General features: G+C 35.8%; 18 protein-coding genes and 1 tRNA gene. 1 reads left to right on the forward strand and 18 read right to left on the reverse strand.

Features of this window, described 5'->3' with window-relative positions; genetic code table 11:
- From DWW68_RS11870 to ilvN, 3 genes are all read right to left on the reverse strand, one after another.
- On the reverse strand, positions 1–905 hold a 905-nt coding region (locus DWW68_RS11870), incomplete at its 3' end, for a hypothetical protein (RefSeq protein WP_147365686.1).
- A gap of 468 nt (positions 906–1,373) precedes the next feature.
- Positions 1,374–2,414 carry a ketol-acid reductoisomerase gene (ilvC, locus tag DWW68_RS11875; protein ID WP_118590034.1) on the reverse strand — a complete coding sequence of 347 codons (1,041 nt, stop codon included), beginning with the start codon at positions 2,412–2,414 and terminating at the stop codon, positions 1,374–1,376.
- Between the two features lie 66 nt (positions 2,415–2,480).
- Positions 2,481–2,963 carry an acetolactate synthase small subunit gene (gene ilvN / locus DWW68_RS11880; protein WP_021953914.1) on the reverse strand — a complete coding sequence of 161 codons (483 nt, stop codon included), beginning with the start codon at positions 2,961–2,963 and terminating at the stop codon, positions 2,481–2,483.
- 192 nt (positions 2,964–3,155) lie between these two features.
- On the opposite strand from ilvN, the gene DWW68_RS11885 reads away from it, so the two are divergent.
- Positions 3,156–3,228: transfer RNA gene (locus DWW68_RS11885), tRNA-Thr, on the forward strand.
- A gap of 100 nt (positions 3,229–3,328) precedes the next feature.
- On the opposite strand, the gene DWW68_RS11890 is transcribed toward DWW68_RS11885, so the two are convergent.
- The 15 genes from DWW68_RS11890 to gap form a co-directional block, all read right to left on the reverse strand.
- Positions 3,329–4,243 carry a ketopantoate reductase family protein gene (locus tag DWW68_RS11890; protein WP_118590036.1) on the reverse strand — a complete coding sequence of 305 codons (915 nt, stop codon included), beginning with the start codon at positions 4,241–4,243 and terminating at the stop codon, positions 3,329–3,331.
- A 72-nt stretch (positions 4,244–4,315) separates the two neighbouring features.
- Positions 4,316–5,548 (reverse strand): GTPase HflX, encoded by a 1,233-nt coding sequence (hflX, locus tag DWW68_RS11895; protein WP_118590038.1) that lies wholly within the window; start codon positions 5,546–5,548, stop codon positions 4,316–4,318.
- A 9-nt stretch (positions 5,549–5,557) separates the two neighbouring features.
- Entirely contained in the window at positions 5,558–6,922 is a 1,365-nt protein-coding gene (locus DWW68_RS11900) for an MATE family efflux transporter (RefSeq protein WP_243053112.1), read from the reverse strand.
- 19 nt (positions 6,923–6,941) lie between these two features.
- Positions 6,942–7,436 (reverse strand): phosphatase PAP2 family protein, encoded by a 495-nt coding sequence (locus DWW68_RS11905; RefSeq protein WP_118590040.1) that lies wholly within the window; start codon positions 7,434–7,436, stop codon positions 6,942–6,944.
- A gap of 3 nt (positions 7,437–7,439) precedes the next feature.
- Positions 7,440–7,619 carry a DUF6472 family protein gene (locus DWW68_RS11910; RefSeq protein ID WP_021953909.1) on the reverse strand — a complete coding sequence of 60 codons (180 nt, stop codon included), beginning with the start codon at positions 7,617–7,619 and terminating at the stop codon, positions 7,440–7,442.
- 8 nt (positions 7,620–7,627) lie between these two features.
- Positions 7,628–8,815 (reverse strand): pyridoxal phosphate-dependent aminotransferase, encoded by a 1,188-nt coding sequence (locus tag DWW68_RS11915; RefSeq protein WP_118590042.1) that lies wholly within the window; start codon positions 8,813–8,815, stop codon positions 7,628–7,630.
- Between the two features lie 19 nt (positions 8,816–8,834).
- A complete protein-coding gene (smpB, locus tag DWW68_RS11920; RefSeq protein ID WP_021953907.1) occupies positions 8,835–9,299 on the reverse strand; it encodes an SsrA-binding protein SmpB in 465 nt (154 codons plus the stop codon).
- 21 nt (positions 9,300–9,320) lie between these two features.
- Entirely contained in the window at positions 9,321–11,447 is a 2,127-nt protein-coding gene (gene rnr / locus DWW68_RS11925) for a ribonuclease R (RefSeq protein WP_118590044.1), read from the reverse strand.
- Positions 11,448–11,523: 76 nt separating this feature from the next.
- A complete protein-coding gene (gene secG / locus DWW68_RS11930; RefSeq protein WP_021953905.1) occupies positions 11,524–11,769 on the reverse strand; it encodes a preprotein translocase subunit SecG in 246 nt (81 codons plus the stop codon).
- A 258-nt stretch (positions 11,770–12,027) separates the two neighbouring features.
- A complete protein-coding gene (gene eno, locus DWW68_RS11935) occupies positions 12,028–13,299 on the reverse strand; it encodes a phosphopyruvate hydratase (RefSeq protein WP_118590046.1) in 1,272 nt (423 codons plus the stop codon).
- Between the two features lie 80 nt (positions 13,300–13,379).
- Entirely contained in the window at positions 13,380–14,690 is a 1,311-nt protein-coding gene (locus DWW68_RS11940; RefSeq protein WP_021953903.1) for a CapA family protein, read from the reverse strand.
- 70 nt (positions 14,691–14,760) lie between these two features.
- Positions 14,761–16,305 carry a 2,3-bisphosphoglycerate-independent phosphoglycerate mutase gene (gene gpmI, locus DWW68_RS11945; protein WP_118590048.1) on the reverse strand — a complete coding sequence of 515 codons (1,545 nt, stop codon included), beginning with the start codon at positions 16,303–16,305 and terminating at the stop codon, positions 14,761–14,763.
- Between the two features lie 78 nt (positions 16,306–16,383).
- Positions 16,384–17,133, reverse strand: coding sequence for a triose-phosphate isomerase (gene tpiA / locus DWW68_RS11950; RefSeq protein ID WP_118590050.1), 750 nt, complete (start codon positions 17,131–17,133; stop codon positions 16,384–16,386).
- Positions 17,134–17,303: 170 nt separating this feature from the next.
- On the reverse strand, positions 17,304–18,509 hold the full coding sequence (locus DWW68_RS11955; RefSeq protein ID WP_021953900.1) for a phosphoglycerate kinase: 1,206 nt from the start codon (positions 18,507–18,509) through the stop codon (positions 17,304–17,306).
- A gap of 96 nt (positions 18,510–18,605) precedes the next feature.
- The gene (gap, locus tag DWW68_RS11960; RefSeq protein ID WP_118590052.1) at positions 18,606–19,622 is read right to left on the reverse strand and encodes a type I glyceraldehyde-3-phosphate dehydrogenase; all 1,017 of its coding nucleotides are present in this window, start codon (positions 19,620–19,622) and stop codon (positions 18,606–18,608) included.
- Between the last annotated feature and the right edge of the window lie 297 nt (positions 19,623–19,919).

A 19,919-nucleotide genomic window follows, 5' to 3' on the forward strand; every position in this document is an offset into this window, starting at 1 on the left:
AATTCATAATGTACATCTTCACTGTATGCTTTTCCCGTACTATCATTCATTGATGGTGCCGGAATTCCCGCAACAATACTGTCTTTTTCCTTGTCAATAAATGAAATCCCACCACCTACTGCATCAAGACGTACCTCAAGATTTTCAGTACATATTTTATATAAAAATTCATTATTATCAGGAATTTCATTAAGTATAATGTCTTCTTTCATTCCATGCTCTAACGAATGATATGCTATTTTTGTATCATTCCCGGTGTTTTCATATACTGCCTTTATGCTTTTTTCTTCCTTCTTTCCAGTTACGGCATCCTCAATTTTTTCAGTTTCTAATGATACCTTATCGGTTTTAGTTTCTACATAATCATCCGAATTCTCCCCGGCATCCAACGGTACAAATGATATTCTGTAGTCATCCTGTGTAAGAAGAACCGGGCTTTCCTCCCCGATTGTTTCCGGCAAATATTGTTTTGTATCTCCGGACTTATTTACATACTTGTATTTTTTTGAATTTTTTACGGAAATATTTTTTGCCAAAGATATGATTTTCTTATCCTGTGATTCAGCGGAAACCAACTCTGAATTATAATTTCTTAATTTTCCATCCTCTTCAAAGCGTATGTTGTCTGAATAATATACTGTTTTTTTCATTCCGTTGCTCATAAGGTACGTGTTTGAATTTTCATCTCTCATACTCTTTATTTCCTTAATTACAACAGGCTTTTCTCTACCTTCATCATCAATGCTCTTGTCATTATTTTCAATTATTTCCTGTTTATCTGACATTAAAGCATTTTCCTTTGTGATTTCCGACTCTGATTGCACTGCTGAAACATTAATACTTGTTACACACAATGCCATTGCCATTACTACCGAAATCATTTTACCATAAATGTTCCTTCTCATAACTTTTCCTCCATTTCCTTTGTTCACTACTTCAATTTCTCCCTAAGTTCCATTTTTAAAAATGGGGGTTCTTACAAGTAATATTTATGATTGATTATAAGTGCTATAATCCTAACCTCTGATCCCCCTTTTTATTTGTTCTTCATTGTCTACTTGCCCCCACCAAACCAAATATAATTCGTACAAGACTTTCACTCACATTTTATTATTGGGATTTTAATATTTCAATAGATCTTGCGCAAGCGTACCTTTTTTTTGCGCAAGTGATGCTTTTAGCGACGGATTTCTTATTGATTTTCGTGTTTATTTTTTTCATTAATTAGATATTTTTAAAACGAAAATCAATAAGCGGCGTGCATTCCTTAAATGCACGCCTATAAACCCAAAAGAACACACAGCCTCTTGTGCAAGCACAAGGCTGTGTGTTCTTTTGGGTTTATAATCCTTCGCTTAAAAATTGCTAACGGATTAGTTGTTGATTAATTTGTCGTTTTCGTTGTTCCAGCTGTAAAGCTTTCTGATCTGTTCTCCGACTTTTTCTGATGGATGTTCTGATGCTTTCTTTCTCATCATCTTGAAGTGTACCTGACGTCCTGCAGGTGACATATCAAGTAAGAATTCCTTAGCAAATGAACCGTCCTGAATATCTGAAAGAATCTGCTTCATAGCCTTCTTTGTATCTTCTGTTACAATCTTAGGTCCTGTTATATAATCACCATATTCAGCTGTGTTTGAAATTGAATATCTCATTCCTGCAAATCCTGACTGATAAATTAAGTCAACGATTAACTTCATTTCATGAATACATTCAAAGTATGCATTTCTTGGATCATATCCTGCTTCACATAATGTTTCAAAACCAGCCTGCATTAATGCACAAACACCACCACAAAGTACTGCCTGCTCACCGAATAAGTCTGTTTCTGTTTCTGTTCTGAATGTTGTTTCAAGAACACCTGCTCTTGCTCCGCCAATTCCTAAAGCATATGCAAGTGCTAAATCTAAAGCCTTACCTGTAGCATCCTGTTCAACAGCTACTAAACAAGGAGTACCCTTGCCTGCCTGATATTCTGAACGAACTGTATGTCCCGGTGCCTTAGGAGCGATCATAGTTACATCTACATCCTTTGGAGGATTAATACATCCGTAATGAATGTTGAAACCATGAGCAAACATAAGCATATTTCCAGCTTCAAGGTTTGGCTCAATATCCTTCTTATACATATCAGCCTGAAGTTCATCATTAATAAGAATCATAATAATGTCAGCCTTCTTAGCTGCTTCTGCTGCTGTAAATACTTCAAATCCCTGCTTCTCAGCCTTAGCCCATGACTTACTTCCTTCATATAAACCAATAATGACATTGCATCCTGATTCCTTTAAGTTTAAAGCATGTGCGTGTCCCTGGCTACCATAGCCGATAATTGCAATTGTCTTACCATCTAATAATGAAAGATTGCAATCCTCCTGATAATAGATTTTTGCTTCTGACATAATTGTCGCCTCCATTTGTAAAATATTTATTATTTTATAAAGAATGTAATGTAAATATTAATTCTCTATATATAAACTACACTATTTAATTCCTCTTGCAAGACCTGTGATACCTGTTCTTACTAATTCTAAAATCTCATAATCTTCAAGAAGACTTAAAAATGCAGAAAGCTTTGACTGGCTTCCTGTAATCTCAATCATAACACTGTCCTTTGCCACATCAACAATATTAGCCCTGAAAATTTCAGTCACGGATATAATCTGCTGTCTCTGTGCAGGAGTAGTCTTTATCTTTACAAGAATAAGTTCCCTTGTAACTGAATTATTAAGTTCTAAAACATCAACTCTTCTGACATCCTCTAACTTTGTAATCTGCTTAACAATCTGTTCTAATATAGCATCATCACCTGTTACTACAATAGTCATTCTGGAATATTTAGGATTTTCAGTCTCTCCAACTGTTAAACTGTCAATGTTATATCCTCTTCTGCTAAACAAACCGGCAATTCTGTTAAGAACACCTGATGTGTTATCTACTAAAACCGATAATACCTTTTTATTCATATGTACATCCTCTTTTCTCAGATTTAATGCTCGTATAATCATAACACATATATTTTTACGTTTCAATATTTAGTGAAAATATTTTATTAATAAAATTTCATACATTCAACGAATTATGCAATTATGACATTACTAAAATATGTTATTGTAAAATTCATTAGAATATGTTATTATTTTTAAGTCGTATGACAGGCTGCCATGGCTCAGGAGGTAGAGCGTCGCCTTGGTAAGGCGGAGGCCACGGGTTCAAATCCCGTTGGCAGCTTTATTTTTTTGCCTTTTTTAAAGTTTCTCATCATATTTGAATCATTTGTGTTGCATTTCGTGTTGTATAGAATTAGAAACACCATATTGATATTCCTTTTTTATTTATTTTCCAATACACGTATTCCATGATAAAACATTTCATTTATCGGAGTAGGCACATTAAGCTCTTTACCCATTTTTACCACATTACCTGCAAACATATCTATTTCCGTTTTCTTCCCTGCTTCTAAATCCTGAAGGGTTGATGGTTTGTTCTTTTCAGGTATTGTAACTACAGTTTTGTTTTGTGCCTCTATTTCCTTTTCCCCTAAATCAATTCCTTTTTTCCCGGCAATTGCAGCCACCTCTCTCATGGCATTTATTCTAATCCAGTTTGCATTATCATCAGTTCTAAAAGCGCCAAAAGGTATACCTAAAAGGGCACAGGTCATATTTTCTCCAATATTGCACATATATTTAAACCAGATTCCCTTTAACATATCTTTCTCAATGGAGTAGGGAATATCAGCCTTATCAAAAACCTCTTTTACCGCCAAAACCCTGTCTGTATACTCGTGATTTTCTTTCTCACCAAAGTGAATTTTTCCCCAATATGGATCAAAATCAGCCTTGCCATCCTTCATAACTACTGACATTCTCATAAATGAATATAAAACATGCTCATTTCCAAATTCTTTTATCAGACGTTCCTCACTGTCAACCCCATTTAAAAGTGACAAAATAAGGGTATTTTTCCCTACCTGATTTCTAATATCCTCGATAGCTTGCTCTAAGGAATATCCCTTAACGCCAATTATTATTAAATCGGCCTCATCTCCCATTACATCAGGAGTAATTATTGGGAACTTATAATTTATTCCATTTACGGTGACACCTTTATTTTCTAATCTTTCTTTTCTTTCACCATTGGCAATAACCCTAAAGTTTTCACCATAAGTTTCATATAATCTCGGTGCAAAAAATACTCCCATGGCTCCTAATCCGATTAAAGATATTTTTTCTATATGTTTCATTACAATGCCTCCTGTCCTTCTCCTTAATTGCTTCTTTTGTAGTCATTGTTATGCCTTTCGTTTCTGATATGTCTATATTCTGTCCATAATTTGCGAAGGTACATATGCCTTAAGATGTATTCCATCTTCTTTATATTCCTCACTAAGTACCTGACCGTATTTTCTGATTATTCCTATTTTTCCTGCTTCTGAATAATCGTATACCTTTTCCACCATTACACGCATGGATTTCAAAGCTGCCTCTATTGCGTCATTTATTTCATTTAGTCCGATATTTTTCTTTATTGCAGCACTAACTGTGTAATCAGCATTAAAATCCCTTAAAACCGGCTTTTCTTCTACCTTATCTATTTTGTTAAATACCGTAATGATTATTTTATCTTTTACTTCAAGATTTTTTAGTGTTTCATAAACTGCATGGACATTTTTATCCATAGAAGGATTTGAACAGTCCACCACATGAATAATTATATCTGAATACTTTGCCTCTTCTAAGGTACTTCTGAAAGCATCTATTAAGTGATGAGGCAATTTTCTTATAAATCCGACTGTATCTGTCAGTAAAACCTCCTGACCGTTAGGAAGCTTATAATTTCTCGTTGTAGGATCAAGAGTTGCAAAAAGCTTGTCTTCCTCTAGCACATTTGCCGCTGTTAAAGTATTAAGTAGTGTAGACTTTCCGGCGTTGGTATATCCCACTATGGCAACCACCGGAACAGGATTGTCCTGTCTTTTAGCCCTTGTAACCTGTCTGTGGCTTTCCATATTTCTAACCTGTTCCTTTAGCTGGGATATTCTGTTTCTGATAAGACGTCTGTCTACCTCTAATTTCTTTTCTCCCGGGCCTCTTGTTCCTATTCCGCCACCCTGTCTTGAAAGATTTCTCATTCCAATAAGTCTTGTGGAACGATACCTAAGCTGTGCTAACTCTACCTGGATTTTTCCTTCGGCACTTTTTGCCCTTCCTGCAAAAATATCAAGAATTATAAGAGTTCTGTCCATTACCTTAACATCTAATTCATCTTCAAGATTCTTATATTGTGCAGGAGATAATTCATCATCACATACTATGGCATCTGCCTCTGTTTCCCATATTAAATCCTTTATTTCCTGAACCTTTCCTGAACCTACATAGGTAGTGTTATTAATGTGGTCTAAATTTTGGATAACTCTTCCCACAACCACTGCACCTGCTGTATTAACCAGCTCCTCCAGTTCATCTAAAGATTCCATTGCGTCATCTTCATTTCCTGTTGCCACGGCAACTAAAATTATTTTTTCCGTATTTTCTGCGGTTTCGTACATAAACGCTCCTTAAATATCATTTTTTACTATGTTAATATTTTTCCATTTGCCTTTTTTATACCTTATAAGGCTAAACAGTCCGTTTAAAAGCCATGTTATTCCCGTAGCATAGAATACTCCGTAGCTTCCCATGAAAGGTATAAGGGTAAGAGGATATGCAAAACCTACACGTCCTATACACTCCACAATTCCGGTAAACAGTGAAAATATTGCATCTCCAGCACCATTTAACACATTTCTGGTGGTATATATCATTCCCAAAAATATGTAAAAACAGCTTGTTATTCTAAGTCCGTCAACAGCCTGTTTCATAACCGTAGGGTCTTTTCCGAATATGGAAACAATCTGCGGTGTAAATATCCAGAATAAAAGCATTATGCTAATTGCAAATATTGTGGTAATGGTTGTTGCCGTGTTAAATCCTTTTTTTACCCTGTCAATTTTTCCGGCTCCAAGATTTTGTCCCGTATATGTAGATACTGCTGCACCCATAGACATAAATGGCTGTTGGATAAGGGTTTCAATTCTTGATACTACCGTAAAAGCCGTGGTAAAATCTGCTCCATAGCTGTTTACAATTGCCTGTAAAACAATTAATGAAAAAGCAATAAGTGCATTTTGCAATGCTACCGGAATACCCAGTCTCATGCTTTTTCTAATTATCATATTATTGATTTTGAAATTTTCTCTTTTAATTCTAAAATATGAATTACTTTTATAAGCATATATTATACATGTTATTGCTGAAATAAACTGCGAAAACGCTGTGGCAACACCTGCTCCCACTACTCCCCAGTTAAACACCAGCACAAAAATAAGATCTAATATAACATTAAGAATGCTGGCAAATATCAAAAAGATCAAAGGTGTCTTGCTGTCTCCCAATGCTCTTAAAATACCTGATACACCATTGTATAATCCCATACATATAATACCAATTGATGTAACTTTAAGATACGCCACTGCATCCTCTAAAATAACTGCATCTGTCTGTAAAAGTATAAGAATAGGTCTTGCTGCAAAGTATCCCGCAATAGCCATTATGGTAGAGCATGCAATTATAATTATGGTAGCATTTCCAATGGTGTCTTTAACATTTTTTTCATCATTGGCACCAAAATACTGGGAAACAATGATTCCAATTCCCACGGAAAGACCACCTACAAGTGAAAAGAAAAAAAACTGCAATGATGCTGTAGTTCCAATGGCTCCAAGGGCATTTGCACTTACAAACCGTCCAACTATTACGGAATCCACCATATTGTACAGCTGTTGAAACACATTACCTATTAACAGTGGTATTGCAAATGCTAAAAGCAACTTGTATGGTGTTCCTACTGTCATATCTTTTACATATTTATTCTGATTATCCATTTTAGTCTCCAATCCTTAATTAAATAATGTAAAATCCAATTACTCCACTTAATATTCCAATAATAGCTCCGACAATTACATCTTTTGGAAAATGTACTCCTGCTATTACTCTCATAAAACACATTAAAAAACTGTCAGCCAAAATAAGAATTCCCAAATGAACACTTATATAAAGTGCTGACATACCTATAACAAATGCTGAAAAAACATGACGGCTCGGCATTGACTGCCCCGTCTTTTCTTTTTTTACAACAGGCTTAAATTCATACAAAGTATAAGGTCTTGGTGCGTCCACAACATACCTGAAAATACTAACCAATATAAAAGATATGCCTGTTACTAAAACTATTCTTATTACCCTTTCATCCCTGTTTACTGCAAGAAATATAAGTATAACAAAATATGCCATATATACTACTCCCGTAATAATATTATTGGCATATTTTACTATACTTTCTCCATGTGGATATTTTCTTACAAATTCTGAAATCTTTATGTAAGTTTCCTGTTTCATTACCTACTGCTTTCTTGCTATTCTATATTCATCACCATATGAGAAATATGGACAGCTGGAGTTTTTAAACTGAAGTAATCTGGCTAAATCATCTTCATCCATGTTTACCACACACCCATATTCCTCATATTCTTCATCATAAACATAATTACTGCAAAATTCGCAACTATTTTGTTCACTCATTATTTCACCTACTTCTGATAGCTTTCTGCTAATTTCTTAAATGCCGGCAATGCATCCTCAATCTGTTTTGTCTGAACACAGTAAGAAATTCTTACATATCCCGGTGTTCCAAAGCTGTCAGCAGGAACTAACAAAAGTTCATGCTCTTTTGCCTTTTCGCAGAATTCATGGGCATCATCTCCCATTGCCTTTACAAAAAGATAAAATGCTCCATCAGGATATACACATTCATATCCCATTTCCGTAAGGTTGTTGTAAAGTAAATCCCTGTTTACCTTATAAATTGAAATATCCGCTGTATCATCAATACACTTTTCAATAACTCTCTGATACATACTTGATGCACATACATACCCAAGGGCACGTCCTGCACCACAAACTGCTGCATAGGCATCTCCTGCATCTTTCATCTTTGGAGAAACAACAATGTATCCTATACGTTCTCCCGGAAGGGATAAAGCCTTGCTGTATGAATAACATACAAAAGTATCATCATAGTAATTAATAAGATATGGAACCTCTATATCATCATAAACCAATTCTCTGTATGGCTCGTCCGTTACAAGAAAAATAGGATGTCCATATTCCTTTTCCTTCTTTCTTAACAAATCGCACATTTTTTCAATTGTTTCTACTGAATAAACAACACCTGAAGGATTGTTAGGAGAATTTATTACAACTGCTTTTGTTTTCTCATTAATTGCAGCCTCAAATCCTTTCATATCTACCTGAAATGTTTTATCTTCAGATTTAACAGCCACAAGCTTTGCACCTGTTCTCTCTAAAAATACCCCATATTCCGGGAAATAAGGTGTAAACACTATACACTCGTCATCTTTCTGCATTATTGCATTAAATACAATGGTAAGAGATGATGCTGCACCACAGGTCATATAAATGTTATCCGGTGCAATCTCTGTATTAAATCTGTTATTAATGTAATTTGCAATTGTAGTTCTAACCTTTGCATCTCCCTGAGCTGATGTATAGCCGTGAAGTGCCACTGAATCAAAATTGTTTACAAGGTCAATTATGGCATCATTTACTGATTTAGGTGCCGGAACACTTGGATTCCCTATGCTGAAATCAAAAACATTTTCAGCCCCTATTTCTGCCTTTCTCTTATTTCCATATTCAAAAATTTCCCTTATTTCTGAACGTACCTTTCCTAATTTAACTAATGATTCTGTATACATTTTATATCCTCCTGTCACTTTATCTCATTCTGATTTTGAAATCTCTTTCGCTTTCTCTCTTAATGTCTCTCTTTGCAATATCCTGTCGCTTATCATAGAGTTTCTTACCTCTTGCAAGACCTATCTCCACCTTCACCAAACTTCCCTTAAAGTAAACCCTAAGCGGAACCAGTGTTAGTCCCTTTTCATTTAACTTTCCTACAAGCTTATTTATCTCATATTTGTGAAGCATTAATTTCTTAGGTCTTAAAGGATCCTTGTTAAAAATATTGCCTTTTTCATATGGATTAATATGCATTCCATATATAATAACTTCTCCGTTATCCACTCTCACAAAGGATTCCTTAATACTGCAATGTCCCGCACGCAGGGACTTAACCTCAGTGCCATGCAACACAATTCCCGCTTCATAAGTATCCTCAATAAAATAATCATGTCTTGCCTTTTTGTTAGTAGCAATTAACTTTTCAGAAATTTTTGCCATGTTTTTCCCCTCCTTCCATATTTATACCATACTAAAATCAATTGTTCCAGTTACTTTATCAGCATTTTCCACCCTGATTTTCACTATCTGACCTAGCTTATATGTCTTCATTGTCTGCTGACCTTTAAGGCTATAGGAGGCCTCATCGTATTCGTAATGGTCATCTGTCATATTTGATACATGAACCAGTCCCTCTACTGTATTTTCCAATTCAACATACACGCCAAAGCTTGTAACTGAAGATATGACACCTGTATATTCTTCTCCTATAAAGCCTCTCATATATTCAGCTTTCTTCATTTTTTCAGAATCTCTTTCTGCATCATCTGCCCGTCTTTCAGTCATGCTACAATGCTTAGTGACCTCCGGCAAAATAGACTTGTAATGTTCAATATGCTTTTCCGTCATGTCATCGCGAAGACATTCCTTGATAATTCTATGAATCTGTAAATCCGGATACCTTCTTATAGGTGATGTAAAATGACAATAATATTTTGCAGCCAGGCCAAAATGTCCCAAACACTCCGGTGTGTATTCAGCCCTTTTCATTGAACGAAGGGTAACTCTGCTAATCATTGCCTCCTCCGGAGTTCCTTCAATACTTTTCAAAAGCTTCTGTAATTCCTTTGGATGTACCTCGTCTTTAGACATTTTAACATGATATCCGAAATTAGTAATGAACAATGACAGCTGTTTCATTCTGTCACTGTCAGGTTTTTCGTGATTTCTGTAAACAAAAGGTATCTGCTGCCAAAAATAATATTCTGCAATGGTTTCATTTGCCATAAGCATAAAATCCTCAATAATCTTTGTGGCTGCATTTCTGTCATAAGGTTTAATAGACACAGGATAACCCTTTTCATCTAATGTAATTTTACATTCAGGAAAATCAAAATCTATTGCTCCTCTGCCATATCTTTTTTCCCTGATTATTGAAGATAACTCTGCCATAAGCTGAAACATGGGCACTAATTCACTGTACTCATTCATTGTATCGGGATTTTTGTTTGTAATAATCTCATTTACCGCTGTATAGGTCATTCTCCTGTCAACATTAACTACAGTTTCTGCTACCTGATGATCAATTACTTCCCCATTTTCGTTTATTTTCATAATACAGCTAAGAGCTAATCTGTCAACGCCCTGATTTAACGAACATATGCCATTAGATAACTTATGGGGAAGCATTGGAATAACCCTATCTACCAGATATACGCTGGTTCCCCGCTCTTTTGCCTCCTTATCAAGATGAGAATTTTCTACTACATAATGAGACACGTCAGCAATATGAACTCCTAAAGTATAAATACCATCTTCCTTTTTAAGGGTTATGGCATCGTCTAAATCCTTTGCATCCTCTCCATCAATTGTAACCGTCTGCCAGTCCCTGATATCAAGTCTGTCTTCTTTATCCTTTTCCTGTACCTCTTCAGGAATATTTTCAATTTGTTCCATCACCTCTTTAGGATATTCACATGGTATGTTATATCCCTTTACAATTGAAAGAATGTCAACTCCCGGGTCGTTTACATGTCCTAAAATTTCTATGACTTTTCCTTCCGGTTTTCTATCCTTTGAACCATAATCAGTGATTTTCACCACTACTTTATGTCCCTGTACAGCCCCCATGGTGTACTTTCCCGGAATATAAATATCACTTGATATTCTATTGTTATCAGGAAGCACATATCCAAAAGATTTATTTTTCTGGAAATATCCCACCACTTCACTTATTTCGTGAGATAAAACTTTTATAACCTTTCCTTCTTTTCTCTTTCCTGTAGAAAAAGGCTCTACCGCCACTAAAACAGTGTCATGATGAAAGGCTCCTCCAATATTTTTTTCCGGTATGAAATAATCTTCCTCTTCACCTTCTACCTCCACAAAACCAAAACCTTTTTCATTACTTATAAAAATTCCTTTTACATAGGTTTCTTTTGGCAGGCTATATTTTCCCCTTTTGGATATGGTTATTTTTCCTTCGTTAACCAGCTCAGACAATACAAAATCCAACAGTTTTCTGTCTTCTTTTTTTACATTTAATATTACTGCTAACTCTTTAAACTTCATTGGTACATAATGCTTATCATTCATAAGACTCATAAGCACCTTTTTCTTTTCTTCTATTATGTCTTTATATTCTGCCATTCAATATCCTTTCTCAATATATAGAAAAAAGGTGTAGAAATCTACACCTTCATCAGTCAGTCATTTTTAATTAATCTTAATAATTGATAAATCCCATATTAAGAATTATAGAAATTACAAAGAATAAAACTACGCAAACCTTAGTAGCTTTTTCAAGCTTACCTTCCATTGAACGTCCTTTGTTCTTTCCCCAATATGATTCAGCAGCGCCACTAATAGCTCCTGTAAGACCTGCCTGCTTTCCTTCCTGAAGTAAGATAACTACTGTTATAATTAAACAAATTATCATAAACACTACTGTTAATACTCTTAATAATGTCAATGTCCACACCTCCTCTATATTTCTTTATGGAAAACACCACACGCTTCCCCTCTAATTCGTATCAAACATTGATTATCTTAACATATTAAGGTACTAAAATCAAGTATAAATTGTGGAAGGATCAATCCATGAATTGGACAACATTTACGAATATATCGCAAATGAGAAATTAGCTCCTGAAAATGCCCAAGGACAAAATCTGTAAAACAACTCCTGTTTCCAGGAGTTGCCTTCTCAGCGGACAATTGATATATTTTTCTAAATACCCATCTGCTCTTCAATTCTTAATAACCTGTTATATTTAGCCGTCCTCTCTCCCCTGCAAGGTGCTCCGGTTTTTATATACCCTGTATTTAATCCTACTGCCAAATCAGCTATTGTTGTATCTTCACTTTCCCCGGAACGATGGGACATAATGGCAATATATCCCATATTTTGAGCCATCTTTACTGCATTTAAGGTTTCCGTTACTGTTCCTATCTGATTTGGTTTAATTAATATTGCATTGGCACATTTATTTTTTAATCCCCTTTTAAGTCTTTTAACATTAGTAACAAACAAATCATCTCCAACTAAACGGATTTTATCTCCTAATTTTTCCGTGATTTTCTCCCAGCCTTTCCAGTCTTCCTCATCTAAGGGATCTTCAATGGAAAAAATAGGATACTTATCTGAAATTTCTTCCCACATTTCTATTAATTCATCTGTATTCATCTGCTTGTTTTTCTTTGGCATAAGATACTCTCCCACCTGATTTGTTTTCCACTCGGAAGCTGCCACATCAAGGGATATTTTAAAATCTTCATTAGCCTTGTATCCTGCATTTTCTATAGCTTTTACAATAATATCAAGGGCTTCTTCTTCCCCTGACAAATCAGGGGCAAATCCTCCTTCATCTCCTACTGCCACTGATAATCCCTTGGATTTCAGTATTTTTTTCAGACTGTCATAAACTTCTGCACACCATCTAAGCCCTTCCCTGAAACTGTCAGCTCCAACAGGCAAAATCATAAATTCCTGTACATCAATATTATTTGATGCGTGGGCACCACCATTTAATATGTTCATCATTGGAACCGGCAGAGTTTTGGCACTTATTCCTCCCACATATTTATATTCAGGAATATTTAAAGCTAAAGCACAGGCCTTCGCATTTGCCATTGATACTGCAAGTATTGCATTAGCCCCTAATTCTCCCTTATTTTCAGATTTGTCCAGATTCATTATAATATGGTCTATTTTATTTTGATTTAAGGCATTTTCTCCTTCTAAAGCAGGATATATTTCCTCATTAATGTTTTTTACTGCTTTTAATACACCTTTTCCACCATACCTTTTTTCTCCATCTCTTAATTCCACCGCCTCAAATATACCTGTAGATGCTCCTGATGGAACAATGGCACATCCTGTATATATTTCTCCCGGCATTCCCAAAGCCTTTACGGTAACTTCCGCTTCCACTGTAGGATTTCCCCTTGAATCCATGACTTCCCTGCCCTTTACATTTACTATTTTCAAATATTTATACATAAAAACCTCCCATTGCGTTAAATAATTACCAGTAATTATTTTGTACATATGAGAGGTTTTTATCCAATTTATTATTTTTTTTATTCTATCACCCAGTCTCCAAAAACTTCCTGGGAAAGTTTTGTTAAATCCGTGTATGTCACAGGATTTGACCACTGTATACTGTGTCCCTGCAACATGTCCTGTGAATATTCAGACAGTCTATATGTATATTGCTGTCTTATCACTCCCTGAGACTTCCCCCACACATAGTGATTAACTGTAGGAACGACTCCTGCCTTCTTTTTTAATATTCGTATACCTTTCTCATCTTTTCTAATGGTTAGCTTTGCCATTCCTCCTAACAGCGTTTTCCAGTTTTCCTGTCCGGAGGTGTAATTTCCAAGGGAATAATAGCATAATGCCGAATTTCCGTTATCAGATTTAATCCATTGAATTTTTTCAACTACATGAGGATGGGTTCCTATTATTAAATCTGCTCCTGCTTCAACCATCATCTTCGCCCACTTTTCCTGCTCCGGTATTGGGTCCGGCTGAACATATTCCTGCCCCCAATGGGGAAGTACAATGGTAAAGTCTGCTATCTGTTCAGCTTTTTCTATATCTGACTTTACCTTATCCCAGTGGGCATCATCTAAAAGATTTACAAGATATCCTTTATCCTCAGGCAATTTAAAGCCATTTAAGCCATATGTATAATTAAGAATGGCAAACTTTATACCCTTACACTTAAATATGGGAATGGTATTGTATTCTTCTTCATTTTCATTAAGTCCCACCATAAGAACTTTCTTTTTATGTTTTTTCCAATATTTAATACAATGTTCTATTCCTTCTACTCCCGTATCATAGGAATGATTTGATGCCTGCTGCACAATGTTAAACCCTGCATCCATAATGGCTTTTCCCATGCTGTCAGGGGTGTTAAAGCATGGATAACCTTTATATTCAAACTTGTCTCCACCAAGTATTGTTTCCTGATTTATAATAGCTATGTCTGCTTTTTTAAAATCCGGCTTCATTTTTTCATACACACTTGAAAAATCATAGGTTCCATCGCTTCTTTTAGCTGTATATAAAACCGAATCACTTACCAAATCGTCTCCAACCGCAATAAGGGTAACATCTGTCTTTTCTGCCTTTACTTTTTTTGTGGTTTCTTTTTCCTTATTATCTGTAGTTTCATTTTTTGTGTATGCAGGAGTAGCCATTGCCTCTTTTACATTATTATTTTTCTTTTTCCCTGCAATACCGGCTGTTACAGCTGCTGTTATTACAAGGCATATACTTAATATGCATATAGCAACTCTTTTTGTGTTTAATTTTTTCCTTCTTATATACCTGGAACGATACCGGGTATAATTCATTTTTGCTTTTTTTCTTTTTTTCATTGCATTCCTTTTAATATTAAAGGCGTGGCAATTTTATAAACTGTCACGCCTCAAATCATATATAATTTAATTATTTTTCAATTAAAAGTGATTTTCCTGTCATTTCCTTTGGCTGTTTCATTCCCATAAGTTCAATTAATGTAGGAACAATATCAGCTAACACACCATTTTCTCTTAATGTGTATTTAGGATCTGCATTAACCAAAATAAATGGTACAGGATTAGTTGTATGTGCTGTATATGGTTCTCCTGTTTCGTAGTCAATTAACTGCTCTGCATTACCATGGTCTGCGCAGATAAATAACTGTCCGTCAACTTCTTTGATAAATTCAACCACTTCACCAACACACTCATCAATAACTTCTATTGCCTTAACCGCAGCTTCCATAACTCCTGTATGACCTACCATGTCAGGGTTAGCAAAGTTTGTTATAATCACATCGTATTTTCCACCTGTAATCGCCTTACAAACTTCATCACAAACTGTATATGCGCTCATTCTAGGCTTCTTGTCGTATGTTGGAACATACTTAGGAGATTCAACTAATATTCTGTCCTCTCCTTCGTTTGGTTCTTCCACACCACCGTTAAAGAAGAATGTTACATGGGCATATTTTTCTGTTTCAGCTATTCTTGCCTGTTTTAATCCATTAGCTGCGAGGAATTCACCAAATGTGTTTGTTACTTCTACCTTCTTAAATGCAATTAACTTATTTGGAATAGTAACATCGTATTCTGTAAAGCATACAAATACTAAATCAAGCTTCTTTTCTCTGTTAAATCCTGTAAAGTCATCTGCGCAGAAAGCTCTTGTAATCTGACGTGCTCTATCAGGTCTAAAGTTGCAAAATACCACCGAGTCACCGTCTTTAATAGTTGCTACAGGCTGTCCGTCTTTAGTAATAACTGTTGGAAGCATAAATTCATCTGTTACATCCTTTGCATAAGAATCCTTTATAGCTGCAACCGGGTCAGTTTCCTGTACCCCTTCACCCTTTGTCATTGCCACATATGCCTTTTCTTCTCTATCCCAGTTGTTATCTCTGTCCATTGCATAATAACGTCCTGAAACGGTAGCTACTTCACCAACACCGATTTCCTTCATCTTTTCAACTAACTGTTCCATATATTCAGCAGCTGATGATGGAGGTGTATCTCTTCCGTCTAAGAATGCATGAACATATACCTTGTCTAATCCGAATTTCTTTGCCATTTCAATTGTGCCATAAATATGTGTGTTATGACTATGCACACCACCGTCTGACAATAATCCGAAAATATGAAGTGCACTGTTGTTATTCTTGGCATTTTCCATTGCCTTTACAAGCTCTTCATTTTCAAAGAATGTTCCGTCTTCAATTTCTTTTGTGATTCTTGTAAGTTCCTGGTAAACAATACGTCCTGCACCCATGTTAAGATGTCCAACCTCTGAGTTACCCATCTGTCCATCAGGAAGACCTACTGCTAAACCACTGGCATAACCTTTAACGTATGGATACTCAGCCATAAGCTTATCCATATTAGGTGTATTTGCCTGTAAAACAGCATTTCCTTCTACTTTATCATTTAAACCGTAACCGTCTAATATCATCAATACCGTAGGTTTCTTGCTCATTCTATTTCTCCTTTATTCTCTATAAACCCATAACAGAACGCCGGTTACATCCGGCGTCCTGTATGTTTAGACAATTTATTATTTGTTATAGTTTACAATCTTTCCAAAATCCGGCTTAAGGCTTGCACCGCCTACTAAACCACCGTCAATGTCAGGTTTAGCTAATAACTCAGCTGCATTTCCGGCATTCATTGATCCGCCATACTGAATTCTGATTGCTTCAGCTGTAGCTTCATCATAAACTTCCTTAATGCATTCTCTGATTGCTGCACATACTTCTTCAGCCTGGTCAGATGTTGCTGTCTTACCTGTTCCAATAGCCCAGATTGGCTCATAAGCGATAACTGCTGTCTTAGCCTGATCTGCTGTTACATTTAAGAAAGCAATCTTAATCTGCTGACGAATCCAGTCAATTGTAATTCCCTGTTCTCTCTGTGTAAGAGATTCTCCACAACAAATGATTGGTGTAATACCATGTTCAAATGCCTTAAGAACTTTCTTATTAACTGTTTCATCTGTTTCAGCAAAGTATTCTCTTCTTTCTGAATGTCCGATAATAACGTATTTTACTCCAATATCTGTAAGCATGTTAGGAGCGATTTCTCCTGTATATGCTCCACTTTCTTCAAAGTACATATTTTCTGCACCAATGCTGATGTTAGTATCCTTTGCTGCTTCAATGGCAGGAACTAAATCAATAGCAGGTACGCAAAATACTACGTCTACTTCGTCATTTGCTACTAATGGCTTTAATTCATTTATTAATGCAACTGCCTCGCTAGGAGTTTTGTTCATTTTCCAGTTGCCTGCAATAATCTTCTTTCTCATGTTTATGTCTCCTTTATATGTTAACACTTTTTCCATTCCTTATTGACGTTCCACGTCAATAAGCACGCTGGCATTCGCCAGCTTCACAAAAATAAATCTATGAACAAATGAATGCAAGCATTCATTGTTCTTGATTTATTTTTGTGTAAATGGACTCATTTGCCTTAGCGTTATTTGTCGTTTGCTGCTACAACACCTGGTAAATCTTTTCCTTCAAGGAATTCAAGTGAAGCTCCACCACCTGTTGAAATGTGAGTCATCTTATCGCCGAATCCAAGGTTGTTTACTGCTGCTGCTGAATCACCACCACCGATGATTGTTGTTGCATCTGTGTCAGCTAATGCCTGAGCTACTGCTACAGTACCTGCTGCAAGACATGGGTTTTCTGAAACGCCCATAGGTCCGTTCCAAACTACTGTCTTAGCATTCTTTACAGCATCTGCAAAAAGTTCACGTGTCTTAGGTCCAATATCAAGTCCTTCCTTGTCATCAGGAATTGCATTAGTTGGAACTATCATTGTTTCAATTTCTGCGTCAATAGGATCAGGGAATCCGTCAGCTGCAACTGTATCAATAGGAAGTAATAATTTCTTTCCTAATTCTTCTGCCTTCTTAATCATATCAAGGCAGTAATCTAACTTAGTATCATCAACTAATGAAATACCAACGTTTCCTCCCTGTGCCTTAACAAATGTGTATGCCATACCACCACCAATAATAAGTGTATCGCATTTTTCAAGTAAGTTGTTAATAACATTTAACTTATCAGCAACCTTAGCGCCACCAAGAATAGCTACGAAAGGTCTTACAGGATTGTTTACTGCATTTCCAAGGAAATCGATTTCCTTCTGCATTAAATATCCAACTACTGCTGTATCAACATATTTTGTAACACCAACGTTTGAGCAGTGTGCTCTATGAGCTGTACCAAAAGCATCATTTACAAATACATCACAAAGTGAAGCTAATTCCTTTGAGAATTCGTCTCCGTTCTTTGTTTCTTCTGCTCTGTAACGTGTATTCTGAAGAAGAACTACGTCTCCATCCTTCATAGCTGCTACAGCTGCCTTAGCATTTTCACCTACTACATTGTCATCTGCTGCAAACTTAACTTCCTGTCCTAATAATTCTGAAAGTCTTACTGCTACAGGTGCAAGAGATAATTCAGGCTTTGGCTCTCCCTTTGGTTTTCCAAGATGTGAGCAAAGTATAACCTTTCCACCATCATTAATTAATTTCTTGATTGTAGGAAGTGCTGCAACAAGACGGTTTTCGTCTGTAATAACACCTTCCTTTAAAGGTACATTAAAGTCACAACGAACTAAAACTCTTAATCCTTTAACATTAATATCATCAACTGATTTCTTATTAAGCATATTTGTGCTCCTTTCATATAACAAAAGGTCCGGCCCTAAAGCCGGACCCATTTGGATCTAATTTAAATATTAGAGAACTTTTATAATACTTATTAATTAAGCAAGTTCTGAGAAGTATTTAATTGTTCTAACCATCTGGCTTGTGTATGAGTTTTCATTGTCATACCATGAAACAACCTGTACTTCATAAGTATCATCGTCAACCTTTGATACCATTGTCTGTGTTGCATCGAATAATGAACCATATCTCATTCCTACGATATCGCTTGATACGATTTCGTCTTCATTGTATCCGTAAGATTCATTTGAAGCTGCCTTCATTGCTTCGTTGATTCCTTCAACAGTAATGTCTTTTCCCTTAACTACAGCTGTAAGAACTGTTGTTGATCCTGTAGGAACTGGAACTCTCTGTGCAGAACCGATTAATTTTCCGTTTAATTCAGGAATAACTAATCCGATAGCCTTTGCAGCACCTGTTGAGTTAGGAACGATGTTAACTGCTGCTGCTCTTGATCTTCTTAAATCACCTTTTCTCTGTGGTCCGTCAAGAGTCATCTGATCACCTGTGTAAGCATGAATTGTTAACATGATACCACTCTGGATTGGAGCGTACTTGTTAAGTGCATCAGCCATAGGTGCTAAACAGTTTGTTGTACATGAAGCTGCTGAGATAATTGTATCTTCCGGCTTAAGTGTTGTATGGTTTGTATTGTAAACGATTGTAGGAAGATCATTTCCAGCTGGAGCTGAAATAACAACCTTACGAGCACCTGCATCGATATGAGCCTGAGCTTTTGCCTTAGATGTATAGAAACCTGTACACTCTAAAACTACGTCTACATTAAGCTCGCCCCAAGGACATTTTGAAGCATCTGCTTCAGCGTAAATCTTGATTTCCTTACCATCAACGATGATAGAGTCTTCTGTAGCTGAAACTGTATCAGCCTTTTCGTATTTACCCTGTGATGAATCATACTTTAATAAGTGAGCTAACATCTTAGGACTTGTTAAGTCGTTGATAGCTACTACTTCATAACCTTCTGCTCCAAACATCTGTCTGAATGCAAGACGTCCGATACGTCCAAATCCGTTAATTGCAACTTTAACTGCCATTTGATTTTTCCTCCTAAAAATAAGAATTTAAAAATTTTTTGTTAATCTTCATTAACCTAAAACTTATTTTACATAATTCATTTACAAATATCAAGGTGTTTTTGTGGTTTTTATTGGTTTTTTGTTAAAATTTTGTCAAGAAATCCATAATTGCACTTAAAAGTAGATTTTTATTGGTATTTTTGTTATATTTTTCTAGGTGTAAACAAAATATTTTCACCGGCTGTTTTTGTTATTAATGCAAAAGCCTGATTGTTTTAACAACTGATATTTTGCTTATTTTTTCATTTTTTATTC

Source organism: Eubacterium sp. AF16-48, from assembly GCF_003479405.1.
Classification (GTDB): Bacteria; Bacillota; Clostridia; order Lachnospirales; family Lachnospiraceae; genus Eubacterium_G; species Eubacterium_G segne.